Annotated in this window: 25 protein-coding genes and 1 pseudogene; 8 read left to right on the top strand and 18 right to left on the bottom strand. The window is 71.1% G+C overall.

Annotated elements, in window-relative coordinates; translation table 11 throughout:
- Positions 1–36 precede the first annotated feature (36 nt).
- The 8 genes from ACFWVE_RS19810 to ACFWVE_RS19775 form a co-directional block, all read right to left on the bottom strand.
- Positions 37–924, bottom strand: coding sequence for a DUF5936 domain-containing protein (locus ACFWVE_RS19810; protein WP_384015635.1), 888 nt, complete (start codon positions 922–924; stop codon positions 37–39).
- Between the two features lie 19 nt (positions 925–943).
- On the bottom strand, positions 944–1,888 hold the full coding sequence (locus ACFWVE_RS19805; RefSeq protein ID WP_384015633.1) for a type II secretion system F family protein: 945 nt from the start codon (positions 1,886–1,888) through the stop codon (positions 944–946).
- A gap of 10 nt (positions 1,889–1,898) precedes the next feature.
- Positions 1,899–3,236, bottom strand: a complete 1,338-nt coding sequence (locus tag ACFWVE_RS19800) for a CpaF family protein (RefSeq protein ID WP_384015631.1) — start codon at positions 3,234–3,236, stop codon at positions 1,899–1,901.
- 70 nt (positions 3,237–3,306) lie between these two features.
- Entirely contained in the window at positions 3,307–3,693 is a 387-nt protein-coding gene (locus ACFWVE_RS19795) for a TadE/TadG family type IV pilus assembly protein (protein ID WP_384015629.1), read from the bottom strand.
- Entirely contained in the window at positions 3,694–4,026 is a 333-nt protein-coding gene (locus tag ACFWVE_RS19790) for a pilus assembly protein (RefSeq protein WP_384015701.1), read from the bottom strand. It abuts the gene before it with no gap.
- A 104-nt stretch (positions 4,027–4,130) separates the two neighbouring features.
- Positions 4,131–5,399 (bottom strand): CpaE family protein, encoded by a 1,269-nt coding sequence (locus tag ACFWVE_RS19785; RefSeq protein WP_384015627.1) that lies wholly within the window; start codon positions 5,397–5,399, stop codon positions 4,131–4,133.
- A gap of 9 nt (positions 5,400–5,408) precedes the next feature.
- Positions 5,409–6,116, bottom strand: coding sequence for a Flp pilus assembly protein CpaB (gene cpaB, locus ACFWVE_RS19780; protein WP_384015625.1), 708 nt, complete (start codon positions 6,114–6,116; stop codon positions 5,409–5,411).
- A gap of 114 nt (positions 6,117–6,230) precedes the next feature.
- On the bottom strand, positions 6,231–7,136 hold the full coding sequence (locus ACFWVE_RS19775) for a hypothetical protein (protein WP_384015623.1): 906 nt from the start codon (positions 7,134–7,136) through the stop codon (positions 6,231–6,233).
- A gap of 518 nt (positions 7,137–7,654) precedes the next feature.
- Here ACFWVE_RS19775 and ACFWVE_RS19770 point away from each other — a divergent pair.
- Positions 7,655–9,397 (top strand): chitinase, encoded by a 1,743-nt coding sequence (locus ACFWVE_RS19770; RefSeq protein ID WP_384015622.1) that lies wholly within the window; start codon positions 7,655–7,657, stop codon positions 9,395–9,397.
- A gap of 71 nt (positions 9,398–9,468) precedes the next feature.
- Here ACFWVE_RS19770 and ACFWVE_RS19765 read toward each other — a convergent pair whose 3' ends face one another.
- Positions 9,469–9,612 carry a hypothetical protein gene (locus tag ACFWVE_RS19765; RefSeq protein WP_384015620.1) on the bottom strand — a complete coding sequence of 48 codons (144 nt, stop codon included), beginning with the start codon at positions 9,610–9,612 and terminating at the stop codon, positions 9,469–9,471.
- A pseudogene (locus ACFWVE_RS19760) lies at positions 9,609–10,077 on the bottom strand (ALF repeat-containing protein). The gene ACFWVE_RS19765 and the pseudogene ACFWVE_RS19760 overlap by 4 nt, the downstream one beginning before the upstream one ends.
- Positions 10,078–10,150: 73 nt before the next feature.
- Between ACFWVE_RS19760 and ACFWVE_RS19755 the strand changes: the two are divergent.
- Entirely contained in the window at positions 10,151–10,519 is a 369-nt protein-coding gene (locus ACFWVE_RS19755; RefSeq protein ID WP_384015699.1) for a Scr1 family TA system antitoxin-like transcriptional regulator, read from the top strand.
- A 39-nt stretch (positions 10,520–10,558) separates the two neighbouring features.
- Positions 10,559–10,738: a hypothetical protein gene (locus ACFWVE_RS19750; RefSeq protein ID WP_384015697.1), complete on the top strand. Its 180-nt coding sequence runs from the start codon at positions 10,559–10,561 to the stop codon at positions 10,736–10,738.
- On the opposite strand, the gene ACFWVE_RS19745 is transcribed toward ACFWVE_RS19750, so the two are convergent.
- On the bottom strand, positions 10,707–11,612 hold the full coding sequence (locus ACFWVE_RS19745; protein ID WP_384015618.1) for a helix-turn-helix transcriptional regulator: 906 nt from the start codon (positions 11,610–11,612) through the stop codon (positions 10,707–10,709). The genes ACFWVE_RS19750 and ACFWVE_RS19745 overlap by 32 nt on opposite strands.
- A gap of 78 nt (positions 11,613–11,690) precedes the next feature.
- Here ACFWVE_RS19745 and ACFWVE_RS19740 point away from each other — a divergent pair, with 78 nt between their 5' ends.
- Complete coding sequence (locus tag ACFWVE_RS19740; protein WP_384015616.1) at positions 11,691–12,452, top strand: SDR family oxidoreductase; 762 nt, start codon at positions 11,691–11,693, stop codon at positions 12,450–12,452.
- A gap of 123 nt (positions 12,453–12,575) precedes the next feature.
- A complete protein-coding gene (locus ACFWVE_RS19735; RefSeq protein WP_384015614.1) occupies positions 12,576–12,785 on the top strand; it encodes a 4-oxalocrotonate tautomerase family protein in 210 nt (69 codons plus the stop codon).
- 36 nt (positions 12,786–12,821) lie between these two features.
- Here the strand turns inward: ACFWVE_RS19735 and ACFWVE_RS19730 are convergent, their stop codons facing one another.
- Entirely contained in the window at positions 12,822–14,150 is a 1,329-nt protein-coding gene (locus tag ACFWVE_RS19730; protein ID WP_384015612.1) for an Nramp family divalent metal transporter, read from the bottom strand.
- A 236-nt stretch (positions 14,151–14,386) separates the two neighbouring features.
- On the opposite strand from ACFWVE_RS19730, the gene ACFWVE_RS19725 reads away from it, so the two are divergent.
- Positions 14,387–15,724, top strand: a complete 1,338-nt coding sequence (locus tag ACFWVE_RS19725; protein ID WP_384015610.1) for a M14 family metallopeptidase — start codon at positions 14,387–14,389, stop codon at positions 15,722–15,724.
- 24 nt (positions 15,725–15,748) lie between these two features.
- Here ACFWVE_RS19725 and ACFWVE_RS19720 read toward each other — a convergent pair whose 3' ends face one another.
- The 5 genes from ACFWVE_RS19720 to ACFWVE_RS19700 form a co-directional block, all read right to left on the bottom strand.
- The gene (locus tag ACFWVE_RS19720; protein ID WP_384015608.1) at positions 15,749–16,513 is read right to left on the bottom strand and encodes a hypothetical protein; all 765 of its coding nucleotides are present in this window, start codon (positions 16,511–16,513) and stop codon (positions 15,749–15,751) included.
- Between the two features lie 134 nt (positions 16,514–16,647).
- Complete coding sequence (locus ACFWVE_RS19715; RefSeq protein WP_384015606.1) at positions 16,648–18,135, bottom strand: GntP family permease; 1,488 nt, start codon at positions 18,133–18,135, stop codon at positions 16,648–16,650.
- 166 nt (positions 18,136–18,301) lie between these two features.
- Positions 18,302–18,712: a RidA family protein gene (locus tag ACFWVE_RS19710; protein WP_384015604.1), complete on the bottom strand. Its 411-nt coding sequence runs from the start codon at positions 18,710–18,712 to the stop codon at positions 18,302–18,304.
- Positions 18,713–18,725: 13 nt separating this feature from the next.
- The gene (locus tag ACFWVE_RS19705; protein ID WP_384015602.1) at positions 18,726–19,484 is read right to left on the bottom strand and encodes an IclR family transcriptional regulator; all 759 of its coding nucleotides are present in this window, start codon (positions 19,482–19,484) and stop codon (positions 18,726–18,728) included.
- A complete protein-coding gene (locus tag ACFWVE_RS19700; RefSeq protein WP_384015600.1) occupies positions 19,481–20,686 on the bottom strand; it encodes a sugar kinase in 1,206 nt (401 codons plus the stop codon). Before ACFWVE_RS19700 ends, ACFWVE_RS19705 begins: the two co-directional genes overlap by 4 nt.
- 241 nt (positions 20,687–20,927) lie before the next feature.
- Here ACFWVE_RS19700 and ACFWVE_RS19695 point away from each other — a divergent pair, with 241 nt between their 5' ends.
- Together ACFWVE_RS19695 and ACFWVE_RS19690 are read left to right on the top strand one after the other, a co-directional pair.
- Positions 20,928–22,205: an amino acid deaminase gene (locus tag ACFWVE_RS19695; RefSeq protein WP_384015598.1), complete on the top strand. Its 1,278-nt coding sequence runs from the start codon at positions 20,928–20,930 to the stop codon at positions 22,203–22,205.
- An 11-nt stretch (positions 22,206–22,216) separates the two neighbouring features.
- Positions 22,217–23,827 carry an amidohydrolase family protein gene (locus ACFWVE_RS19690; protein ID WP_384015596.1) on the top strand — a complete coding sequence of 537 codons (1,611 nt, stop codon included), beginning with the start codon at positions 22,217–22,219 and terminating at the stop codon, positions 23,825–23,827.
- Between the two features lie 23 nt (positions 23,828–23,850).
- Here the strand turns inward: ACFWVE_RS19690 and ACFWVE_RS19685 are convergent.
- Positions 23,851–24,735: serine protease (locus ACFWVE_RS19685; protein WP_384015594.1), on the bottom strand; the 885-nt coding region annotated here is incomplete at its 5' end.

Below are 24,735 nucleotides of genomic sequence, written 5' to 3'. Positions count from 1 at the left end.
CTGTTCACCGTCCCTCGTTCCTTGTCCCTCGTCCCGCTACTCGCCCGTGATCGAGCCGAAGTCGGTGCCGGAGCCCAGGATCAGGCCCGCGCCGAGGAGGATCATCGTGGCCGGGACCATGAACGTGGTGATCATCATGGTGGCCTTGGGGACCGCGCGGGCCGCCTTGCGGCGGGCGTTCTGCGCGTCCGTGCGGCGCATGTCCCTCGCGAGGGCGACCAGCGTCTCCACGATGGGGGCGCCGAGTTCCTCGCCCTGCTGCAACGCCGTGACGAACATGGCGACCTGCTCGGAGTCGTTGCGTCGGCGCAGTTCCGCGAAGGCCTGACGGCGGCTCATGCCGAGGTCCATCTGGCGGAGCGTGATGCGCAGCTCGTCCGCCCACGGGCCCTCGTACTTGGTGGCGACCCGGTCCAGGGCCTGCCGGAAGCCGAGGCCCGCGCTGACGACGACGGCGAGGACGTCCAGGAAGTCCGGCAGGGTCCGCTCGATCACGTCCCGGCGGATCCGGATCGCCGACCAGATGCCGACCTCCGTCCAGAACGCGCCGAAGGCGAGCAGCAGCAGGGCGACGAAGAACTGCCCGCGCATGAGGAAGACCAGGAAGCCGAAGCCGCCGAGGAAGCCGTAGACCGCGCGACGGGCGGCGTAACGGTCGATGGTGAGGCCGCCGGGGTTGCCCGCGAGGTCGATCCTGCGGCGGTACCGGGCGACCCGCTGGGGACCCATGAGGCGCAGGACTGCGGGGGCGTAGCGCATGCCCATGCGGTCGACGAGCGAGTCCACCGCGCCGGTGCGGGTGGCGCCGACCTCCAGGGCGAGGACCAGGTCGGCGGGGAGTTTCGCGTCGGCGCGGTACATGCGTACGCCGGCGAAGACGCCCCCTACGGCGAGGGCCGTCACCAGCGCCAGCAGAAGTCCCATGTCACTCACTCCTCCCTCCTCATACGTCGATGCGGGACAGGCGGCGGATCAGGACGAAGCCGACCGCGTACAGGCCGAAGGCGACGATCACGGCGCCCTGGCCGACCGGGGAGCCGGTCATGCGTTCCAGGGCGCCGTCCTTCACCCCGTTCATCAGGAACAACGAGCCGACCCCCAGGACGGGGACGGCGTACGACGTCATGCTGACCTGGGAGAGCTGGGTACGGACCTCGCGCCGGGTCTCCTTGCGCTCCTCCAGGGTGTCGGTGAGGTTCCGCAGAGCGCTGACGACCTGGCCGCCCGCCCGGTTGGAGAGCACCAACGTGGTGACCAGGACGATGAGTTCGCGGGAGGGAAGACGTTCGGCCAGCTCGCCCAGCGCGTCGTCCATCGAGGCGCCGAGGGCCAACTGGTTGTCGACCTTGGCCAGTTCCTCGCCCGCCGGCGCTTCCAGTTCCTCCGCCGCCATGCCGATCGCCGTCCGCAGGGCGAGACCGGCCTGGGTGGCGTTGGCCAGGATGCGGGCCAGTTCGGGGAGCTGGTTGATGAACTTCTCGATGCGTTTCTGGCGTTGCCAGTCGAGGAACTGGAACGCCAGCCAGATGCCCAGGACGCCGGCCAGCGGGCCGAAGAACGGGGCGAGGATGGCCTGGCCGGTGAGGAGGAGGCCCAGGGCGAGGGCGACCATGTAGGCGACGAACTCGCCCGGGGTGATGTCCAGGCCGGTGGCCACCAGGCGCAGTTCCAGTCTCCTGCCGAACGCGGTGCGGCGCAGCCTGCGGTCCAGGGTGGGGAAGTGGCGCCGGCGCCCGCCGACCGTGACCTGTCCGGTGTACGACAGCCGTTCCACCAGCTCCTGCTGCTGAGCCCTGCCCGCGGCGTACGTGTGCACGCCGACGACCGCGAGGACGCAGGTCAGCAGTGCGATGCCGGTGGTCAGCGCGATCAGGTCCTGCAGATCCATGGCGGCGGTCCTACCTGGCTTCTCGGGTGGTGAGCTGGTCGAGGGAACGGGCGATGCCGAAGGCCTGCGGGACGGGCTGACTCGCCATGTAGAGGCGTTCGGCGGTGCGGCGCGGGAGCGGGTGGTGCTCGTACGAGCCGTAGATGCGGCCGTCGCCTGCCATCGGCTGCGCGTTGAACCGGGCGACCGTGGCCAGCCGGTACGGTTCGCCGCCGTGGCTCTCCAGCAGGGCGATCTCGGTGATGCGGCGGGCGCCGTCGGCGAAGCGGGTGAGCTGGACGAGGACGTCGACGGCGCTGTTGATCTGGTCGTGCAGCGCGACGAAGGGGATCTCCACCTCCGACATGGAGGCGAGGGTCTGGAGGCGCATCAGGGCGTCCTCCGCGCTGTTGGCGTGGACGGTGGCGAGCGAGCCGTCGTGGCCCGTGGACATCGCCTGGAGCATGTCCAGGGACTCGCCGCCGCGGACCTCGCCCACGACGATCCGGTCGGGGCGCATGCGCAGCGAGTTGCGCACCAGGTCGCGGATGGTGATGCGGCCCTTGCCCTCGACGTTCGGCGGGCGCGCCTCCAGACGGATCACGTGCGGCTGCTGGAGCTGGAGTTCGGCGGAGTCCTCGATGGTGATGATGCGCTCACCCTCGGGGATCAGGCCGGAGAGGGCGTTGAGGAGGGTCGTCTTCCCGGTGCCGGTCGCGCCCGACACGATCACGTTGAAGCGTGCCTGCACCAGGCCCGCCAGCAGGTACAGCATGTGCTCGTCGAGGGAGCCGAGGCCGATCAGCTCGTGGAGGGTGAAGGAGCGCGGGAAGCGGCGGATGGTGAGGGTGGCGCCGGTCAGGGACAGCGGCGGGATGATGACGTTGACGCGCTCCCCGGACGGCAGACGCGCGTCCACCATCGGATTCGACTCGTCCACGCGGCGGTTGACCGTCGAGACGATGCGTTCGATGGTCTGCATCAGCTGGTCGTGGGAGGCGAAGCGCATCGGCAGCTGCTCGACACGTCCGCCGCGCTCGACGAAGATCGCGTCGGGGCCGTTGACCATGATCTCCGTGATGGAGGCGTCCTCGAGGAGCGGTTCCAGGATGCCGAGGCCGAGTGCCTCGTCGACGACCCTGCGGATCAGCTGCGAGCGCTCCACGGTCGACAGGACCGGGCCCTCGCGGCTGATGATGTGCCCGAGCACCCGCTCCAGTCTCGCCCGGCGCTCGGCGGCGGCCAGCGAACTCATCTCCGCGAGGTCGATCTCCTCGAGGAGCTTGGCGCGGTAGGAGGCGACCAGATGACCGTCCTCGCCCCGGCTGCCCTTCTCCTCGGGGGAGTTGATACGTGACCGCAGACTCATGAGTCCGGCGCTCCTCGTTCCTGGTTGCGTGGTGAATACCTGAGATGGGTGGATGGGTGGTCAGGTGCGGTCAGTGGTCGACGGGCATCGTGGCGGTCTTCGTGGCCTGGCCGAAGTCCCAGCCCGGCACGATCGACGGGATGTCGATCGTGGCGGTGACGGTGACCTCGTCACCGCCACCGGACGCCCCGCAGTCGGTGCGGCCGGCCAGCCAGCCGCTGACCGCCACCGCGCAGGCCGACCCGGCCGCCCCGTCGAGCGAGGCGCTGCGGGCCCCCGCGCGGGCGGCGGTACCGGCCTGCTGGGCGGTGTACGCGATCAGGCCCAGCTGTACGGCGGCCATCGCGACGATGATCAGGACCGGCAGGAAGCCCAGGTACTCGATCGCCACCTGCCCGCGGTCCCCACGCCTCCCGAGCCCGCCCCGCCTGTGCCTGTGCCTGTGCCTGTACGTCATCTAGTCCCCCACCTCCTCCTCCACCGCGCCCGCGTGGCCCTTCACCTCGAAGGGAAAGGTGGCGGTGCCCGGGAAGAGGACGGGGACGCCCAGTGTCACGTCGGCGGTGACATAGCCGCCCCCGGTCGCGCACGTCACCGTCGCCGCTCCCTCCCAGGCACTGGGCAGTTTGTCCAGCCCCGCCGCCTCGCAGGCGCCCTGGCGCGCGCCGGGGTCCGCGGCGGTGGCCGCGCGGACCGCTTCGTCCGCAGCATTCCCCGCGAGGGTGAACGTGTATCCCAGCAGCACGAGTTGCCACAGCACCACGAGTGTCACGAGGATCGTCGGGATCATGCCGAGGAACTCGATGGTGACCTGGCCCCGGTCACGGGCACAGACATGGTCGCCGTCACCGTCACGGCCCGGGCAGGAGTGCCGCTCCTCCCCCTTCATCACGGTCACCCCCCTCCGTGCTTGCGCCGCCGGATGCTCACCGCTCCCCGGTCGCCGCGCAGCCGGTCTCCCCGCAGCCGGCCGGACTTCTGGGCGCCCTCGGGGGCCTTGGCCAGCCCCAGCTCTCCGGCCAGGGCCCACAGGGCCTGCTTCACCGCGCTCCTGTTCTCCAGTTCGTGGACCCGGCCCGCGTCCACGACCGGCTGGAGTTCCTTGAAGTTGGCGGGGATCACGGTGGCCGCGACCGCGGTGCCGGTGATCTTCTGGATGAGGGGCGGCTGGATCTCCGTACTCCGGGTGTGGCGGTTGACGACGACCGTGGTCTCCTCCGCCTTGCGGATCTGGAGCCGGTCCCACATCCGTACCGTCCGTTTGGCGCCCCGGACGGAGACCACGTCCGGGGTGGTGACCAGGAGCGCGGTGTCGGCGGTCTCGACGGCGGCCGCGCCGGCCCCGCCGAGCTGGGCGCCGGTGTCGACGACCACGACCTCGTACCGGGAGCGCAGGGCGCCGACGATGTGGCGGGCGGCGCGGTCGGTGACGTCCTCGCCGCGTTCGCCTTCGGCGGGGGCGAGGAGCAGGGTGAGACCGGTGTCGTGGCGGAAGACGGCGTCGGCCAGGACGCGCGGGGAGATGTCGGTGATCGTCGCGAGGTCCACGACGGACCTCCGGAACTGGACGTCCAGGAAGGAGGCGACGTCCCCGGTCTGGAGGTCCAGGTCGACCAGGGCGGTGCTGCGGCCGGAGGCCTGGGCGGCCAGAGCCAGTTGGATGGCGGTCAGGGTCGCGCCCACCCCGCCCTTGGCTCCGCTGACGGTGACGACCGTGCCGCCGACGCCGGTGAACACGTCGCTGCCGGCTCCGAGATGGCGGCGTACGCCGGAGGACCACTGGGCGACGGCCTGGACGCGGGTGGCGAGTTCCTCGTAGCTGAGCGGCAGGGCGACCAGGCCGCGGGCGCCGTAGTCCATGGCGGCCTGGAAGAGGCCGGGACTGGCGTCGGAGGTGACGAGGATGACGCCGACGGCGGGGAAGCGCAGGGCCACTTCACGGATCAGTTCCAGTGCGGGGACCGGGCCGATCCGCTCGTGCACGACCACGACCTCGGGCAGCTCGTCGATCGACTCGGCGGCCAGGCGCGCGAGGGTGTCGACGAGCTGGGTGGAGTCGGCCACCGGGGCCACCGGCTCGGCGTCCGGGAGCTGGCTGAGCAGCGTGGTGATGGACCGGACGGCGTCCGCGTCACCGACTGCCGGGAGGATCCTCGTGGGCATGCGGGCCTCTCACTTGTCCTTCGCGAGTTCGTACGTACGGTCCTGCTCGGGAACCGTGGTGTCGCCGCCGGGGGCGACGAGTGCGAGCCTGACCCGCTGGGCGAAGGACTCGGCGTAGGTGATGCGCTGGGCGTCGATGGTGGACAGCGCGAAGGTGATGGGGACGGCGTCCGTGGGCTGCCGTCCGCGGTCGTTCTCGTCGGGTTCGAGGGCGGTGATCCGGCCGACGTCGAGGACCTTGGCGTTGGTCACGATGATCTTCGACTGGGCCGCGGCGCCCTCGCGCTCCCCCTCGAAGGTGGCGTAGACGTTGACCGACGAGCCCGGCGTGATCTTTCCGGCGACGCCGGTGGCCGCGTCGATCATGATGGCGACCTCCTGCTGCCCCGGCTGCAGGGCGGGCTGGTTCACGATCATGTCGCTCTGCAGCAGGGAGCCCTCCTTCAGCGTGGTGACGGCGATCTTGCCCCGGATGTCGCCGAGATCGGTGACCGCGTTCGCCGACAGCCAGCGCTCGGGCATCTCGATCTTCTCGAACTGGCCCGTTCTGAGCGGCGTGTAGGGCGCCACATCGGATTTCAGCCGGTACGCGCCGACCTCGGGACCGACCTTGGACTCCACGTCGTTGACGACGGAGAGCACACCGGCGAACGCGGCGAGGGCGCACAGGATCGACAGGAGCAGGAGTATCACGCCGCGGCGCTGACGGGAGTTCATAGACCGTGCAACCTCATTGGGGGATATGGGCCGAGCGGGACGGTGGGAAACCGCGTTTCGTGTGTGCGGACGGGGCGCGGGGCGGGGCGGGGCGGTGTGGTGCGGTGTGCCGGTTCAGCTGCCGCGGACGAGGGCTCTGCTGCCGGTGCCGCGGCCGCTGTTGAGGCCGCGGGGGCTGTCGTGGGGGCTGTCGTGGGCGGGTACGGACGGTGGCGTGGCCGAACAGAACACGCACCGGTCGCCGATGACATCGATGCCGCACCAGTGGCAGATGCCGCGCCGCACGCTCGTGACCAGCTGGTAGAGGACGGAGAGGTCGGGAAGATAGGTGCAGAACTCGATGACCTTGCCGGTCCCCCACCAGCTCGGGGACTCGGCCGGAAGCGGCGCCTCGCGCAGTCCCTGCACCTTCCAGGACGGTGCCAGGGTGTCGGTGACCCAGTCGGACTGGAGCTGCCCCTTGGCGACGAGCATCCAGGTGCCGAACTCCGGTCCGTCCAGAGCGGCTTCCGGACCGAGGCGGACGAGCTGCGGCTGCGGGTGGGCGAGGACGGCGAACTGACTGCCGGGCATCCACGACTTGGCGTGCTGCTTCAGGTTCACGGGAATCCGGTCGAGCCGGGCGACGGAGCCGAGCAGGGCCCCGGAGTGGATGTAGTGGACCAGTAGCCGGCCGGCCGAGGCGAGCACGCCGGGGCTGAGGTCGCAGGAGGCGAGCTGCCTCAACTGGCGTACGAGTACGGCGAGTCCGAGCGGGGGCAGATCAGGGCTGAAGAGGGCGATCCGGTCGCTCTCCAGCAGGGAGCGCAGGGTGTGCAGCCGCCGCAGGACGGCGACGGGCGTCACCTTGGAGCAGACCACGATGACGTGCCCGTGCTGTTCGATGAGCGCCTGGAGTTCGGACAGCGCCTGTTCGAGCGGCAGGCCGGCCATGTTCCGCAGCACCACGGCGGGCAGGGTTCGTTCGTCCTGCGGTGGCAGCGCCAGGTCGGCACTGGTCACAGCAATGGCAGTTGGCACGCGCGGCTCCCCGTTCTCCCCATGCCCCTCGGTCCACCGGACGTCACTCCGATACACCCTGACGACTTCGCTGCGTGACTATGCGAGCACTGTAACCACGGCTTTGTGGCCGGAGAACAGCGTTTGTGTAGCTCGTAAGCAACTGGCGTTGCACAAGTTGCGCCAAAACGGGGCACGTTGAGCATCTCGCCGGCCTCGACACGACTCGCAGGGGGGAGATCCCGCGCACCGCCTTGACGCCGGAACCCTGGCGCGGGGCCGTCCGGCGGGCCGGAGCGCCGGGCAGCCGGACACGACCCCGCACCCTCGAATTGGTCTGGACCCATTGACAACCCGATTGGTCTGGACCACCTTGTTGCTCCAACGACGACGCCCGCTGTCATCCCCATGCCCCTCTCACTTCTCCCTCCCGCCCCTCGCCTTCCCTCTCTCCCTCTCCCCTCCAGCCCCTCCTTGCACCCCCTTCTCTCTGTACCCCTTGTCCAGCCCCCTTCCCCCCACCCCCACAGGAGGCTTCAGTGGACCGCACGCCAGCCACGACCGACCGCAGAAACAGAGCCGCCCGCCGCCGCCCCGGCCGCCTCTGGGCGGGCGCCCTCGTCTCGGCCCTCGCCCTCACTCTCCCCCTCGCGGGCGCGGGCCAGGCGTCCGCGGCGGACGTGAACAACGTCAAGAACGCCGGTTTCGAATCGGGCCTGAGCAACTGGACCTGCTCGGCGAACAGCGGCACGACCGTCTCGTCCCCCGTGCACGGGGGCACGGCCGCGCTCAAGGCCACCCCGGCCGGCCAGGACAACGCCCGCTGCACACAGACCGTCGCGGTGCGGCCCGACTCCACGTACTCACTGAGCACCTGGGTGCAGGGCGGGTACGCCTACCTGGGCGTGACCGGCACCGGCACGACGGACGTCTCCACCTGGACACCGGACTCCAGTACCTGGAAGCAGCTGACGACGAGCTTCCGCACCGGCTCCGCGACCACGTCCGTGACGGTCTACACCCACGGCTGGTACGGACAGCAGCCCTACTACACGGACGACCTGTCGGTCTTCGGTCCCGACGGAGGCGGAGGCGACGGCGGCGACCCGGACCCGGCCGTCCCCGGCACCCCGAGCGGTCTGAGCGTCTCGGGCACGACGGCGTCGACGGCTTCCCTGACCTGGAACTCCGTCTCCGGAGCGACGGGTTACACCCTCTACCGCGACGGTACGAAGGTCACGGCGGTGACGGGCACGTCCGCGACGGTGACCGGGCTCGCGGCCTCCACCTCGTACTCCTTCCGGGTCGCGGCGACCAACGCGGCGGGCGAATCACCCAAGTCGACGGCGGTGACGGCCCGGACGACGGAGGGCAACGACGGTGGCGGCGGCGGTGACCTGCCCCGGCACGCGGTGACCGGCTACTGGCAGAACTTCAACAACGGCGCGGCGGTGCAGCGCATCTCGGACGTCCCCGCCCAGTACGACATCATCGCGGTCGCCTTCGCGGACGCGACGGGCACACCGGGCGCGGTCACCTTCAACCTGGACTCGGCGGGCCTGAACGGCTACACCGTCGACCGGTTCAAGGCGGACGTGCGGGCGAAGCAGGCGGCCGGCAAGAAGGTCATCATCTCGGTGGGCGGCGAGAAGGGCACCGTCTCGGTGAACGACCCCGCCTCCGCGACGAACTTCGCGAACTCGGTGTACGCCGTGATGCAGGAGTACGGCTTCGACGGCGTCGACATCGACCTGGAGAACGGCCTCAACGCGACCCACATGACGCAGGCACTGCGGTCGCTGTCCGCGAAGGCGGGCCCGGACATGATCCTGACGATGGCACCGCAGACCATCGACATGCAGTCCACGTCCAACTCCTACTTCCAGACCGCGCTGAACGTGAAGGACATCCTCACGGTCGTCAACATGCAGTACTACAACAGCGGTTCGATGTTGGGCTGCGACGGCAAGGTCTACAGTCAGGGCTCGGTGGACTTCCTGACCGCGCTGGCCTGCATCCAGCTGGAAGGCGGCCTCCACCCGTCCCAGGTGGGCCTCGGCCTCCCGGCCTCCACCCGCGGCGCGGGCAGCGGCTACGTCTCCCCGACCGTGGTGAACAACGCCCTCGACTGCCTGACCAGGGCCACCAACTGCGGTTCCTTCAAGCCGTCGAAGACCTACCCGGCCCTGCGCGGCGCCATGACCTGGTCCACCAACTGGGACGCCACCGCCGGCAACGCCTGGTCCAACGCGGTGGGGCCGCACGTCCACGCCCTGCCGTAACCGAATCCCCTTCCATCTCTCACCGTCCTGAACGCGCCGCCCTGCCCACGACGATGTGAGCAGGGCGGCTTTCAGATGATGTCGCTGATGGCGTGGGACCACCTGCCGATCCCGTCCACGACGACGTGCGGGATCACCACCGTTCCCCCGCCCTGCACGTTGGTCCACGGGATCTTGTCGTACGCGCCGGGATCCGTTCCCTGGCCCGGCCTCATCCGGACGACAGGTTCCAGCCGTCGACCTCGTACTGGCCGACCTCAAGGAAGTAACGCAACGCTTCTGGGGTGTAGTCGTCCAGGGCCGCACTCGCCGCCGCACGCAGGGGGTCGCTGATGTCGGGGTCGGCGAGGATCGTGGAGATGGCGACGGCGTCGTCCTCGGACTGGGCGAGGCGGTAACCCGTCTCGAGCCAGGCACGCACCTCCTCCGCAGTGCCCTCGTCGAGGAGTTCGTCGGCCTCCTGGATCACTCGCTTGCCGCTGTCGGGATCGGCCAGGATGCGGAGGATCGCGGATGCGCAGGTCGTCCGCGTCCATCTCGTCGTAGGGGGAGCCCGTGTCCGACGCGGCGGCGACAGCGGTCGACGGCGGCATGGGGGTGGCGAAGGACGGAGTGGAGAGCAGCAGGGCCGGGGCGAGGCAGCCGGCTGCCACGGCGAGGGTCGTGCGGGTCAGCATCAGGGATGGAGTCAGCCACCCGGTGTCGTAGTCGCGGGGTACAGCGGAGGCATCGTCCCAAAGGGAGGCGGGCCGGATCACTGCCCGGATCAGGCAGCCTTCACAGGTTCCTCGCTGCCAACGGTGTGCCGAATTCGGCGGACGGGAGTGCGCACGGGCGCAGCTCGAGCTTGTGATCACCATGTCCCAACGGCCCGCCGTACGGTTGCTGGTCGTGCCGTTCACCGCCGGCACGTGTCACGGGTCCGGGCAGACCTTCACCTGCCTGGAAGGACCGGTCCCGCGACTGGGCACCGTCCAGGCGGACAGTACGCATGGGCCGGAATTCCCCGGCGGAGAAGCCCAGTCGGCCAAGTACTGTACGCACGTGGACTGGATGGAGCGCATCGCCCTGTCGCCGCGGGCCTTCCGTGACTTCATCCGGAACGCCGCCAACAGCCTGTGAGAAGAAGCACCACGGACCACATCACCTGGGAAGCCCCTTCTGCGGCGAGTCTGCGGCGAGGGAGCCGGTGGCTTCCGCCTCGGCACCGATCAGCACGGCAACGGCTACATCGCCATAGCCGGTGCCGGTGCCGGTGCCGAATACCTCACCGCCAGCCGGGACGCGCTGCGGCGCATGATCCTCGACATCAAGGCGGGGAAAGCCGACCACCTGCTGTGAAGCCGGTGCCGGTGGGGTCGACGACGTCCTGGGTACCGATGACCGCGAGCAGGTCGAGGAGGTCGGCGCTGTCGGTGCCGACCGCCGGTGTGAACCAGAGGAGCCGCTGCCGGCCGTCCTCGCTGAAGAGGTGCAGGCAGTTGACCTCGACCGGGCCGAGGACGGGGTGGATGAGGCGTTTGCGGTCGTCCCGCCGGAAGGCGACGTCGTGGTCGGCCCACAGGGCGGCGAACTCGGGGGACGCGTCGAGCAGCGCGCCGATCAGCGAGCCGGCCTCGGCGTCCTTCCCGTCCCGCCTGGCGGCGGCCGCGCGCAGGTCGGCGACGAAGGAGCGGGACTGGCGGTCGTGATCGGCCTCGGGGTAGAGGTCGCGGGCGACGGGGTCGGTGAACCACCGGTACACGAAGCTGGCCCGGTGTCCCCGCAGGCCGGACTGGTCACCCAGCAGCGCCACGGCGAGGGGGTTCTGTACGAGGGTGATGTGCAGGTCGGTGATCACCTGTGCCGGTGTCGTCGTCATCCGGCCGAGCAGGTCGAGCATGCCGGGGTGCACGTGCGAGGCGGGCCCGTCCTGCACGGGCACCGGGCGGTCCGCCAGGTGGTAGAGGTAGTCGCGCTCGTCGGCGGTCAGGCGCAGCGCCCGCGCCAGCGCGGCGATCATCTGCTCGGACGGCTGGGAGCCGGCTCCGCGTTCGAGCTCGTTGTAGTAGTCCACCGACGCTCCGGCGAGCTGGGCGACCTCGTCACGGCGCAGCCCCGGCACCCGGCGCCGGGGTCCGGAGGGGAGCCCGACGTCGCCGGGGCGGATGCGTTCGCGCCGGGAGCGCAGGAAAGCCCCCAGTTCGGCGTATTTCACGGAGCCCATGCCGTCCATTGTGCGCCCGGCCCGGTCACCGACCCAGGGGATGACATCCCCTGGCTCCGCCGGCCGGCTCCGCGCATCGTGGAGGACATGGCTACGAATCCCCCTGCTTTCGCACCGGCGGCCGATCGGGTCGCCGTCGTGACCGGCGGATCGCGCGGCATCGGCCGGGCGGTCTCCCTGAAGCTCGCCCGGGACGGTCTGGCCGTCGTGGTGAATTACGCCGGCGACACGGCCGCCGCCGAGGAGACGGTGAAGGCGATCACCGCCGCCGGCGGGCGGGCGGTCTCCGTCCGGGCGGACGTGGCGGACGAGCACGCGGTCGCCGCGCTGTTCGACCGGGCGGAGAGCGAGTTCGGCGGCGTGGACGTCGTCGTGAACTCCGCCGGCCGGCTCGCGCTCTCCCCCATCGCCGACCTCGACCTGGCGGTGCTCGACGCCCTGCACCGCACCAACATCCGCGGCGCCTTCGTGGTCGCCCAGCAGGCCGCACGGCGGCTGCGCGCGGGCGGCTCGTTCGTGGGGTTCTCGACCTCCGTGGTCGGCACGCAGCTCCCCGCCTACGGGGCGTACGCGGCGAGCAAGGGCGCCGTCGAGGCGCTCACGCTGACCCTCGCCCGCGAGCTGCGCGGGCGGGACGTCACCGTGAACACGGTCGCCCCCGGTCCCACGGCCACCGATCTGTTCCTCGAGGGCAAGACCCCCGAGCAGATCGATGCGCTGGCCAAGGCCCCGGCGCTGGAGCGGCTCGGCACCCCGGAGGACATCGCCCGGGTGGTCGCCTTCCTCGCCGGTCCGGAGGGCCGCTGGGTGAACGGCCAGATCCTGCGGGCCAACGGGGGCCTGGTGTGAGGCTGGCGCCGGGCTGAGGCAGCCGCCGCCGAGCGCCTTGGCACCGCAGGCCCGCCACCCCCACCCCCACCCCGCGGACCGCCGTCTCCGCACCCGCCGATGACGACTCCAAGGAGAAGCCCCATGCCTTTCGCCCACTTCAAGGTGCCCGCAGGCACCCTCACCGCCGAGGACAAGAAGAAGATCGTGGAGCGCACCACCGACCTGTACGCGGAGATCTACGGCGAGCGCGCCCGCCCCACCACCGTCGTCCTCGTCGACGAGGTCGCCGACGGCGGCTGGGGCGTCGCCGGCCATGTCCTCACCACCGCCATGCTGGACGGCGAGGACTGACCCCGAGCTGCGGTGCCCGGGGCCGGGCCCCGGGCGTCAGAAGAACTCCGACCACGGCTGGTCCCAGACCTGCTTGACGCACAGGACCAGGAAGAGGAGGCCCGCGGCGGCGAGCATGCCGTTGCTGAGGGGGCCGTTGCGCCATTCGCTCGGGGTGCGGGTGGAGTTGAGGAGCCAGAGCAGGGTCAGGGCGAGGAAGGGCATGAAGGCGGCGCCCAGGACGCCGTAGATGATGATCAGGCGGAAGGGCTGGCCTTCGAACAGGAGGATCATGGGCGGGAAGGTCAGCCACAGCAGGTAGGCGCGGAACGGCCAGGACTTCTCCGGGCGGCCGGACGCGATGGCCTCGCCCGTCGACGCCTTCGCCTTCTTCCGGCCGCGCGTCACGAAGTCGGCGAACATCAGGCTCACCCCGTGCCACACGCCGATCAGTGACGTGAACGACGTGGCGAAGAAGCCGATCAGGAAGAACTTCGCCGTCGCGGTGCCGTACCTGTCCTCCAGGATGTCGCCCAGCTGCACCAGGCCCTTGTCGCCCTTCTCCAGCGCGAGCCCCGCCGAGTGCAGCAGCTCGGCGCCGACGAAGAGCATCGCGACGACGAAGAGGCCGGTGGTGAGGTACGCGACGCGGTTGTCCAGGCGCATCACCTTCATCCAGCCGGTGTCGGTCCAGCCCTTGGCGTTGACCCAGTAGCCGTACGCGGCCAGGGTGATCGTGCCGCCGACGCCGCCGACCAGGCCCAGGGTGTAGAGGACCGAGTCGTCCGCGTCGGGCAGGACCGGGAGCAGTCCGGCGAAGGCGTCACCGAGGTTCGGGGTCACCCTGATCGCCAGGTAGACCGTCACCACGAACATGACGCCCACCAGGACCGTCATGACCTTCTCGAAGACCGCGTACCGGTTGAACCAGACGAAGGCCAGGCCCACCAGGGCGCAGGCGATGCCCCACCATTCGAGGTCCATCACGTCCGGGAAGAGGGCCTGCAGGGGCAGCGCGCTCGACGACATCGCCGCCGCGCCGTAGACGAAGCCCCAGATGACGACGTAGACGCCGAAGAAGTACGTCGTCCAGCGGCCCAGGCTCGCCCAGCCGTCGAACAGGGTTCGTCCGGTGGCCAGATGCCAGCGGCCCGCCGCCTCGGCGAGGGAGATCTTCACCAGGCAGCCGATGACCGCCGCCCAGAGCAGGGTGTAGCCGAAGGCGCTGCCCGCGATGAGGGTGGCGACCAGGTCGCCGGCGCCCACACCGGTCGCGGCGACGACGATTCCTGGGCCGATGTAACGCCAACTCGACTTGCGGGGCTGAGGGCCGGGGGCCTGGGGTGGTGCTCCGGTGTCCTGGGTGTTTCCCGTGGTGTCCGCCATGGAGGCAAGAAAGCCCATGAACACCGGGCGGACAAGGGGGCGTGCGGGATCTTCACCGGATATACCTGGTCGGGTGGCCGACCGACCGGCCGTCGTGCCGGACGAGCGGGCAACCGGCCGACCGGCACGACACTCTTGACCTGATCATGTCACGCGCGCAGGATTGCGGCACCGCACACCGCACACCGCACAGGCACGTCGTCATGGACAACCCCCACCTCCCACAAGGAGATTTCATGCGACTTCGCACACGCGGCAGACGCTCCGCCGTGCTCGCCGCACTCCTCGCCCTCGCCCTCGCCGCGCCCGTGTCGCTGTCGGCCACGGAGGCCGGCGCCGACAGCGCGAAGCAGGCGGCGCCTTCGGCGGACGACATCCGCCAGTACGAGATCCATCAGCACACGACTCCCGTGACCCGTACGGCGATCCAGCAGGCCGGGGTCACCGTGGACGAGGCCGACGAGGAGACCGTGGTGGTCTCCGGCCGCGCGGACCAGATCCGCACCCTGCGTCAACAGGGGTACGAGCTGACGCCGTTGGGCGCCGCACCGGACCGCTCGTCCGCCGCCGACGGTCTGCGGCTGTTCGACTTCCCCTCGGCCGACTCCCGGTATCACAACTACGCCGAGATGAACGCGGAGATCGACCAGCGGCTGTCGGCGTACCCGAACATCATGAGCAAGCGGGTGATCGGCCGCTCCTACCAGGGCCGGGACATCGTCGCCATCAAGATCAGCGACAACGTGAGGGCGGACGAGAACGAACCCGAGGTCCTGTTCACCCACCACCAGCACGCGCGTGAGCACCTCACCGTGGAGATGGCGCTGTACCTGCTGCGCGAACTCGGCGCGGGATACGGCAGCGACTCCCGGGTCACCAACATGGTCAACGGCCGCGAGATCTGGATCATCCCGGACCTCAACCCGGACGGCGGCGAGTACGACATCGCCACCGGCTCCTACCGTTCATGGCGCAAGAACCGCCAGCCCAACTCCGGTTCGTCGTACGTCGGCACCGACCTGAACCGCAACTGGGACTACCGCTGGGGCTGCTGCGGCGGTTCCTCCGGCTCCAAGTCCTCCGACACCTACCGGGGTTCGGCTCCCGAGTCCGCGCCCGAGGTGAAGGTCGTCGCCGACTTCGTGCGCAGCCGGGTCGTGGGCGGGGTGCAGCAGATCAAGGCCGGCGTCGACTTCCACACGTACAGCGAGCTGGTGCTGTGGCCGTTCGGCTACACCTACTCCGACACCACGACCGGCATGACGGCCGACGACCACGCCGCCTTCCGGACGGTCGGCCAGAAGATGGCCGCGAGCAACGGCTACACGGCCCAGCAGTCCAGCGATCTGTACATCACGGACGGGTCGATCGACGACTACCTGTGGGGCACTCACAAGATCTTCGGCTACACCTACGAGATGTACCCGAGGTCCTCGTCGGGCGGCGGCTTCTACCCGCCCGACGAGGTCATCGAGCGGGAGACGTCCCGGAACCGGGACGCCGTCCTGCAACTCCTGGAGAACGCCGACTGCATGTACCGCTCCATCGGCAAGGAGGCGCAGTACTGCAGTTAGCGTCACCAGGAGTCGCCGAGGTGCCTAGACCACGGGGTCGGCGTCCGACGTGGACTTGTCCTCGTCGGCGTCGGCCTTGGACCGGTCCGTATCCGTGCCGGCCGTGTCGGACGTGTCCGTGCCGGCCGCCTCGGGCTCGGGCTCGGGTGCCCCGTCGTCGAAGTAGGCGTCGAGGACCGCGTCCAGTTCCGTGTCCCACGCGGCGAAGCGGCTGCGGGACGTGGCCTCGATCTCGATCGGGTACCAACGGCCCTCCGTGGTGTGGACGGTGACCGTGTAGCGCTTGCCGAAGCGACCGGTCTCCGTCTCCACCGCGCCGATCTCGTCCCAGCGGAACTCGCACGCCTGGTCGTCCAGCCGGAGCCGTACGCCGCTGTGATCGGCGACGATCTCGGCACGGCGGTCGGACGCCTCGAAGACGGGACCGTCGGTGACGGGCTCCGTCCCGGAGGACTCGGACGTCCCGGAGGACTCGGACGTCCCGGAGGACTCGGACGTCCCGGCGGCCGAGGAGACCTCGGAGGCCGCGGGCTTCTCCAGGGAGGCCGCCGCCCCGGACTCCGTCCCCGGTTCCTCGGCCGCGTCGGCCTCCGCCTCCGGCGCCGCGCCTTCCTGCTCCGGCGCCGCCTTCGCGTCCTCCGGCTCCTCCTCGCCCTTCACATCCTTCGCGGCCGCCTCCCGGTCGGACGCGCCGGGCGCGGGTGCGGTGAGCCCGGGGATGAAGGCCGGGTCGAATCCGGCGCCTTCCAGGGGCTGGGGCTGGCTGTTCGAACCTATGCGCTGCTCCACACCGGATGAGTATGGTCGACAATCCTGTGTGGGACACAGCCAGCCCCTACTTCGTTATCAGACGCCTACATGCGACCCACCGTTCGCACCAATCGGATGATGATCAGCCGATTGGTGCGGTGATCCGCCGGGTGTCACACGACCAGGCTGAGCGCCGCCGCGACCACGAAGCCCGCCACCGACAGGACGCTCTCCAGCACCGTCCACGTCTTCAGCGTGTCCCGCTCGCTGATGCCGAAGTACTTGGCGACCATCCAGAAACCGCCGTCGTTGACGTGCGAGGCGAAGATGGAGCCCGCCGAGATGGCCATGATGACCAGCGCCACGAACGCCTGCGAGTGGTCCCCCTCCGACAGCAGCGGGGCGACGATGCCCGCCGTCGTGACGATCGCCACCGTCGCCGAGCCCTGCGCGACCCTGAGCACCACGGAGATCAGGTACGACAGGACGATCACCGGCAGGCCGACGTCGTTGAACGTGTCGGACAGCGCCTGGGCGACACCGCTCCCCTTGAGGACCGCGCCGAAGACGCCGCCGGCGCCGACGACCAGGAGGATGTTGCCGACCGGCTTCAGCGAGGACGTCGAGACGGTCTCCAGGGACTTGCGGGACCAGCCGCGCCGGATGCCCAGCAGGTAGTACGCCAGGAACAGGGCGATGGTGAGCGCGACGAACGGGTGGCCGAAGAACTCGACGACCGAGCGCAGCGTGGACTCGTCCAGGGCGATCGAGGAGAACGTCGAGGCGAGGATCAGGATGAGCGGCGTACCGATGATGCCCAGGACGGTGCCGAACGGCACGGGCGCCTCGCGCGGCTCGACGCCTGCGGCACGCTGCTCGTCGAGGACGGCCTGACGGGACTCCTCGGCGGCCTCGACCATGTCCTGCGGTACGGCGACGAAGATCCGCTTGCCGATCCAGGCGGAGTAGACCCACGCGGCGACGACGGCCGGGAGGCCGGTGACGACGCCCATGAGGATGACCCAGCCGAGGTCGACGTCGAGCAGTCCGGCGGCGGCGACGGGGCCGGGGTGCGGGGGCAGGAAGGCGTGGGTGACGGACAGGCCCGCGAGCAGCGGCAGGCAGTAGAGCAGGATCGACTTGCCGGAGCGCTTGGCGGCGGCGTACACGATCGGCGCGAGGACGAAGATACCGACGTCGAAGAAGACCGGGACGCCGAAGATCAGGCCGGTGAGGCCCATGGCGAGCGGGGCCCGCTTCTCGCCGAACAGGCCGAGCAGCCGCGAGGCCAGTACCGCGGCACCGCCGCTGACCTCGAGGATCGCGCCGAGCATGGTGCCCAGGCCGATGATGATCGCGACATGGCCGAGGATGCCGCCCATGCCGGACTCGATGGTGGACACCGCGTCCGAGCGCTGGACCGTGCCGAAGAGTTCGGTGACCGACAGGCCGGCCATCAGGCCGACGGCTATGGAGACGGCGAGCAGGGCGACGAAGGGCTGGAGCCTGACCTTGATGATCAGGAAGAGGAGCAGCACGATACCGATGGCGGCGACGGTCAGCAGACCGGCGGTGCCGTCGATGAGGAGGAGCAGCCCGCCGGTGTGCGGGGACGTCTCGGCCGCCGCGCCGGCGGCGAGCGAAAGGGACGGGTGGGGCATTCGGGGGTCCTCTGCTTGAGCTCATGAAACCGGGGGTCCGGGGGCCGCCCCGGAGGGTGCAGCCGGGCACGGGGAATCGCGGCACGGCGTCACAGGGGTGACGGACGCCGTGCCGTGGGATACGGGGTGCGGGGCGGTCGCGGGAGGGGGAGGGGGTGAGGGCGCGTCAGCCCAGTACGGCCAGCGCGTCGATCTCGATGAGGAGCCCCGCGGGCAGGCCGACGTAGACGGTCGTGCGCGCGGCGGGCGGCTGGGTGAGGCCCTGCTCCTCGAAGTAGGTGTTGTAGATGCCGTTCATCTCCGCGAAGTGGTCCACGTCGGTGAGGTAGACGCGGATCATCATCACGTCGTCCCAGGTCGCGCCGCCCTCTTCGAGGATCGCCTTGACGTTGGCGAGGGTCTGGAGGGTCTGCTCGCGCAGGGTGGGGCCGGCGGGCGTGGGCGGCCTGCCCTCCTCGGCGGGGAGGAACCCGACCTGTCCGGCGACCTGGAGGATGTTGCCCTTGCGCACGCCGTGGGAGAACTTCGCGGGCGGGGTGGTGTGCGTGCTCGGGGTGAGGGCGACTTTCTCGGTCATGCGGGGCTGTCCTTCACTGGAGTTCTGCCGGAGTCCGGCCGGAGTACTCGCCGCTGATCGCGGCCGCGGTGCGGCGGACCAGCGGGAGCAGGGTGAGGAGTTCGTCGGCGGTGACGACGACGTTCGGCGCGGAGACCGACATCGCGGCGACCACCCGGCCGTCGGCGCCGCGGATCGGCGCGGCGACGCAGTTGATGGACTCCTCGTGGCCACCGAGGTCGGTGGCCCAGCCCTGTTCGCGTACCTTCTCCAACTCGCGCAGGAACGCGGGAGGGTTGGGTGTCGAACAGGACGTGTACATGGGGTAGTCGAGCTTCTCCGCGAGAGCGCGGCGCTCGTGTTCGGGCAGGTCGGCGAGGAGCAGCTTGGCCACGGCGGCGACCGTGATGGCGACGGGCTTGCCGATCCGCGAGTACATGCGGACCGGGTAGCGGCTCTCCACCTTGTCGATGTAGAGCACCTCGTTCTCCTCGTGGACGGCGAGGTGCACGGTGTGCCCGCACTGCTCGTTGAGGCGGACGAGGTGGGCGTGGGCGATCTCGCGGACGTCGAGGTTCTCCATCGCCTCCTGGGCGAGGGCGAAGAGGCGCGCGCCGAGCCGGTAGCGCTGGTCGGACTGGCGGTAGACGAGTCCGTGCTCATGCAGGGTGCGCAGCAGCCGCAGGGCGGTGGACTTGTGCACGCCGAGGCGGTCGGCGACCTGCCCGAGGTCGGCGGGTCCTTCGGCGAGCAGCGGCAGGATGCTCAGTGCGCGGTCGACGGTCTGGCTCATGGGGTACGTACCTCCTCCTCGGCCCGGTCCGCACCCGCGTCCGCGGTGTCGGTCTCTGTCCAACCGGGGCCAAGGCGCAGTGTCCCCCACGCCGCCTCGTCCAGGGCCGCCAGCCGGTCGGCCAGGTCGCGGGCGGGGGGCGCGGCGAGGTCGCCGGGGACGGTGAGGGCGGCGGCGGCCGTGAGGTGGCCGTGCCGGAGCCGGTCCCGTACGGGCAGGGCGCGCAGGGTGGCGGAGAGGAACCCGGCGGCGAAGGCGTCCCCGGCTCCGATCGTTGCCACGATGTCGACGGTGAGGGCGGGGACGAAGGTGCCCGGTGCCGGTGCCGGTACCGGTGCCGGCCGGGGGTGGGGCGCGCAACCCGGCGCCGACGGGGTGCCTCCCCCGGAGGGGGCACCCCCAGCGCCCACCGGTGCCGCCCCGGCGGCACGACTGCCCGCGGGTGTGCGGCAAAAGGCCGTGGCTCCCTGTGCGCCTTGCTTGACCACCAGGACCTCCGGCTCGGGCAATGCCTCACGGATTGCCGACGGGCCGCCCTTGATGCCCCAGGCGGACTCGGCCTCGTCCTCTCCCACGAAGACGATGTCGGCCCCTCGGGCCAGCTCCAGCAGCACCTCGGGGCCGTGGGCGCCGCTGTCGCGCCACAGTCCGGGCCGGTGGTTGACGTCGAAGGAGACGAGGGGTCGGCCGGGGCGGCGGGCGGTCAGCTCCCGCAGGAGGTCCAGGCAGCCGGGGGAGAGCGCGGCCGTGATGCCGGACAGGTGCAGGACGCGTCCGGCGCGCACCGCCTCCAGGTCGATGTCGTCGGCGGTCATCGCGGAGGCCGCGGAGCCCGCCCGGTAGTAGGCGACCTCGTGGGCGTCGGTGGCGCGGTCGCCGGCGGTGCGGAAGTAGATGCCGGTGGGGCGGTGCGGGTCGCGCCGGACGTACGACACGTCGACGCCGTACTCCCCGACCGCCCGGACCAGGTGGTCGCCGAAGCCGTCCCGGCCGACCGCGCTGATCCAGCGCGCCGAGTGGCCGGCCGCCGCGAGGACGCAGGCGGTGTTGGACTCCGCGCCGCCGATGGCCCGTTCGAAGGAGGGCACGTCGGCGAGGCGCCCCGGCCGGGAGGGCAGGAACGTCACCATGGACTCGCCCAGCGCGACGACGTCGACGGTCTCCACGACGTCGGGGGCGGTGCGGGGTCCGGTGGCGGTCACGGTGGAGTGGCTCCTCGGGTGGCAGTCGGTCGCGGGTCGGTCGCGGGTCGGTCGCGGGTCGGTCGGTGTCCGGACGGCCGGCGTCCGGATCGTCGTCGTCGACGCGTTCGCCCGCGTGGTGCCCGGTGGCCGCGGGGATCCGTTTCCGTTGACCCCGCGTGGCCGAGATGTTAGACAGCGGTAAGCGACATACGCAATGGCTGTTGCAGGGAATGCAACAGACCAGATCAGGGAGGCTCTGATGGCCATGGACCCCGGCTCCGACGCCTACGCGCTCCTCGCGGAGGAACGCGTCGACCACCGTTTCAAGGGCCTCCCGCCGGACGCCGACGGCCTGACCGTCGGCGAGCTGGCCGCCCAGCGCCGGAACCTGTTCACCGGCGGTTTCACCACGCCGGTGCTCGCGCTGTCCGCCGAGCGCCTGGAGCACAACCTGAGACTGATGGAGACGTACGCGGCCCGGCACGGCCTCGCCTTCGCCCCGCACGGCAAGACGTCCATGGCCCCGCAGCTCTTCCGGCGCCAGATCGAGCACGGCGCCTGGGGCATCACGCTCGCGGTGCCGCATCAGGTGCGGGTGGCACGGGCGTTCGGCGTTCGGCGGGTGTTCCTCGCCAACGAGCTGGTGGACCCGGCGGCCCTGCGGTGGGTCTCCGGTGAGCTGGACGCCGACCCCGGCTTCCGGTTCGTCTGCTACGTCGACTCCGTGCGCGGTGTCGAGCTGATGGACGCGGCCCTCGCCGGGTCCGCCCGCCCGGTGGACGTCGTGGTCGAGCTGGCCGGCGGCGAGGGCGCGCGGACCGGGGTGCGGACGGAGGCGGAGTGCGCCGCCGTCGCCGACGCGGTGGCGGGCGCACGCGGGCTGCGGCTGGTCGGGGTCGCCGGGTACGAGGGCGAGGTACCGGACGCCGACCCGGAGCGGGTGGCGGCGTGGCTGCGGCGCCTGGTGGCCCTGACGGTGGACTTCGACAAGGCGGGGCGGTTCGCGGGTCTCGACGAGATCGTGGTGAGCGCGGGCGGCAGCGCCTGGTTCGACGCGGTGGCCGACGTCTTCGCGGAGCTCCCCGAACTCTCCCTGCCCGTCCTGAAGCTGCTGCGCTCGGGCGCGTACGTCTCGCACGACGACGGGCACTACCGCGAGCTGACTCCGTTCAACCGGGTACCGGAGGAAGGCGCGTTGGAGCCGGCGTTCCGGCTGTGGACGCAGATCGTGTCCCGGCCGTCCGCCGAGCAGGCCTTCGCCAACGCGGGCAAGCGGGACGCGGCCCACGACCTCGACCTGCCGTTCGCCCAGGTGGTCCGCCGGGACGGCGCGGAGCGCCCGGCGACCGGGATCTCCGTCGTCTCCCTCTCCGACCAGCACGCCTGGCTGAGTACCGCCCCACAGGCCGACCTGGAGGCCGGCGACTGGCTGGGCCTCGGGCTCTCGCACCCGTGCACCTCCTTCGACAAGTGGGTGCTCATCCCCGTGGCGGAGGCGGACGGCACGGTGGTCGACTACATCCGTACGTTCTTCTAGGAGGCCGTGTCATGGAAGAACTCGTCATCCGGGACGCCGACGTCGTGGACGGCTCCGGCGACAGCGCGTACCGCGCGGACGTGGTCGTCGACGGCGGCCGTGTCGTCTCGATCGTGAAGGAGGCGGCGGCAGCGGGCTGCCAGCGCCCGAAGGCCCGCCGCGAACTGGACGCCGAGGGGCTGGTCCTCTCCCCCGGCTTCATCGACATGCACGCCCACAGCGATCTGGCGCTGCTGCGCGACCCCGACCACAGCGCCAAGGCCGCGCAGGGCGTCACCCTCGAAGTGCTGGGCCAGGACGGCCTGTCGTACGCGCCGGTCGACGACCGCACGCTCGGCGAGGTCCGCCGCGCGATCGCCGGGTGGAACGGCGGCGGGGACGACATCGACTTCGACTGGCGGTCGGTCGGCGAGTACCTGGACCGGCTCGACGGGGGCATCGCCGTCAACGCCGCCTACCTGATCCCGCAGGGCACGGTCCGCGCCCTCGCCGTCGGCTGGGAGGACCGGGACGCCACCCCCGCGGAGCTGGACCGGATGCGGCAACTCGTCGCCGAGGGCATGGGACAGGGTGCGGTCGGCATGTCGTCGGGGCTGACGTACACGCCCGGCATGTACGCCAAGGACGCCGAACTCACCGAACTGTGCCGGGTGGTGGCCCACTACGGCGGCTACTACTGCCCGCACCACCGCAGTTACGGCGCGGGCGCGCTCCGGGCGTACGAGGAGATGGTGACACTCACCCGGGAGGCGGGCTGCCCGCTGCACCTGGCGCACGCGACGATGAACTTCGGCGTGAACAAGGGCAGGGCGCCCGAGCTGCTGGCGCTGCTGGACGACGCGCTCGCCGCCGGCGCCGACATCAGCCTCGACACGTACCCGTACACGCCGGGCGCCACCACGCTGGTCGCCGTGCTGCCGAGCTGGGCGGGCGAGGGCGGGCCCGAGGAGATCCTCCGGCGGCTCGCGGACGACGCGACGGCCGAGCGGATCCGGCACCACCTGGAGGTCACCGGCTCGGACGGCTGCCACGGCGTGCCCGTCGAGTGGGACACCATCGAGATCTCCGGGGTGGGCGACCCCGCGCTGGCGGAGTACGTGGGCCGCACGGTCCAGGAGTCGGCCGCGCTGCGCGGCGAGAGCCCGTGGGCCGTCGCCCGTGAGCTGCTGCTCAAGGACAGGCTGGCCCCCTCGATCCTCCAGCACGTCGGCCACGAGGAGAACGTGCGGGAGATCATGCGGCACCGGGTGCACACCGGCGGCTCGGACGGCATCCTCCAGGGTGCCAAGCCGCACCCGCGCGCGTACGGCACCTTCCCGCAGTATCTCGGGCGGTACGTGCGGGAGCTGGGCGTGCTGTCGCTGGAGGAGTGCGTCGCGCATCTGACGTCCCGGCCGGCCGCGCGGCTGCGGCTGGCGGACCGCGGGCTGGTCCGCGAGGGCTACAAGGCGGACCTGGTGCTGTTCGATCCACGGACGGTGGCCGCCGGTTCCACCTTCGAGCAGCCCCGGACGCCGCCGACGGGCATCCCGTACGTGCTGGTCGACGGGCGGTTCGTGATCGAGGACGGGCGGCGTACCGACGTACTGGCGGGGCGGGCGGTCCGCAGGCCGCCCCGCTGAACCGCCCGCCCGCGACGGGCTCGTCAGGGCTTGGGCAGGGTGCAGGCGCTCGCGTCGAGGTCGAGCACGCCGTCCGCGCCGAAGCAGTCGGTGAACGGGTAGGTCTGCTGGGCGTAGTTGACGCCCTGGCGGACCGTGACGACGCCGTTCGCGTCGACCTCGCACGGGTTGTCGACCGTGCAGCGCTCGCCGTCCTCGTTGCCGGTGTTGTTGACGGCGACCACCTTGCCGGTGGCGTCGTCGACGACCGGCGAGCCGGAGGTGCCGCCGATGGTGTCGCAGGCGGGGGTGTAGCGGACCGAGTCCTTCCAGGTCCAGGCCCCCTCCTTCAGCCGGTGCGCGAACCCGTCGACGGAGCAGTTGTAGATCCGCTTCCAGTAGCCGGAGACCACGCTGACGGCGGTGCCGGCCGCCGGGCGGGTGTCGTCGAGGGTGAGCGCGTCGATGCCGTACGCGCTCTTGATCCGCGCGTACGTGGTGCCGAGCCGGTAGACCGCCGCGTCCGTGTCGGTCATGGTCGCGTAGACGAGCCGGTTGGCGCGCAGGGTGGCGACCCGGGAGCCGGAGGAGCCGAGCAGTCCGAAGCTGCGGCTGGACGCCCGGTCGACGAGGACCTCGCCGGCCGCGGGGAAGCCGCTCTCCAGGCAGTGGCCGTTGGTGAGGACGAGTGCGGGGTCGTCGCCCGCCGAGTGGGGCAGGCGGACGACGGAGCCCGAGCAGTTGCTCAGCGAGACGGTGCCCGCGAAGTTCACCGCGGCGGCCTTCGGCCCGGTGAGGCCGGCCACGGCGCCCGCCGCGGTACCGACGACGCCGTCGACGACGTCGAGCGCCGTGGCCGAACCCGTGTCCGCGCCGGCGCCCGGGGCCGTGTCCGCTGCCGCGTCCGCGCCCGTGGGGGTGGGCGCGGA

The organism is Streptomyces sp. NPDC058632 (assembly GCF_042717095.1).
GTDB lineage: Bacteria > Actinomycetota > Actinomycetes > Streptomycetales > Streptomycetaceae > Streptomyces.
This window is presented reverse-complemented; position numbering and strand designations above follow the sequence as displayed.

Coding starts and splice junctions, on each gene's coding strand:
- ACFWVE_RS19810 (WP_384015635.1), bottom strand. CDS start 924: ATGGGACTTCTGCTGGCGCTGGTGACGGCCCTCGCCGTAGGGGGCGTC.
- ACFWVE_RS19805 (WP_384015633.1), bottom strand. CDS start 1,888: ATGGATCTGCAGGACCTGATCGCGCTGACCACCGGCATCGCACTGCTG.
- ACFWVE_RS19800 (WP_384015631.1), bottom strand. CDS start 3,236: ATGAGTCTGCGGTCACGTATCAACTCCCCCGAGGAGAAGGGCAGCCGG.
- ACFWVE_RS19795 (WP_384015629.1), bottom strand. CDS start 3,693: ATGACGTACAGGCACAGGCACAGGCACAGGCGGGGCGGGCTCGGGAGG.
- ACFWVE_RS19790 (WP_384015701.1), bottom strand. CDS start 4,026: ATGATCCCGACGATCCTCGTGACACTCGTGGTGCTGTGGCAACTCGTG.
- ACFWVE_RS19785 (WP_384015627.1), bottom strand. CDS start 5,399: ATGCCCACGAGGATCCTCCCGGCAGTCGGTGACGCGGACGCCGTCCGG.
- cpaB (WP_384015625.1), bottom strand. CDS start 6,116: ATGAACTCCCGTCAGCGCCGCGGCGTGATACTCCTGCTCCTGTCGATC.
- ACFWVE_RS19765 (WP_384015620.1), bottom strand. CDS start 9,612: ATGAGGCCGGGCCAGGGAACGGATCCCGGCGCGTACGACAAGATCCCG.
- ACFWVE_RS19745 (WP_384015618.1), bottom strand. CDS start 11,612: ATGGACGGCATGGGCTCCGTGAAATACGCCGAACTGGGGGCTTTCCTG.
- ACFWVE_RS19740 (WP_384015616.1), top strand. CDS start 11,691: ATGGCTACGAATCCCCCTGCTTTCGCACCGGCGGCCGATCGGGTCGCC.
- ACFWVE_RS19735 (WP_384015614.1), top strand. CDS start 12,576: ATGCCTTTCGCCCACTTCAAGGTGCCCGCAGGCACCCTCACCGCCGAG.
- ACFWVE_RS19730 (WP_384015612.1), bottom strand. CDS start 14,150: ATGGCGGACACCACGGGAAACACCCAGGACACCGGAGCACCACCCCAG.
- ACFWVE_RS19725 (WP_384015610.1), top strand. CDS start 14,387: ATGCGACTTCGCACACGCGGCAGACGCTCCGCCGTGCTCGCCGCACTC.
- ACFWVE_RS19715 (WP_384015606.1), bottom strand. CDS start 18,135: ATGCCCCACCCGTCCCTTTCGCTCGCCGCCGGCGCGGCGGCCGAGACG.
- ACFWVE_RS19710 (WP_384015604.1), bottom strand. CDS start 18,712: ATGACCGAGAAAGTCGCCCTCACCCCGAGCACGCACACCACCCCGCCC.
- ACFWVE_RS19705 (WP_384015602.1), bottom strand. CDS start 19,484: ATGAGCCAGACCGTCGACCGCGCACTGAGCATCCTGCCGCTGCTCGCC.
- ACFWVE_RS19695 (WP_384015598.1), top strand. CDS start 20,928: ATGGCCATGGACCCCGGCTCCGACGCCTACGCGCTCCTCGCGGAGGAA.
- ACFWVE_RS19690 (WP_384015596.1), top strand. CDS start 22,217: ATGGAAGAACTCGTCATCCGGGACGCCGACGTCGTGGACGGCTCCGGC.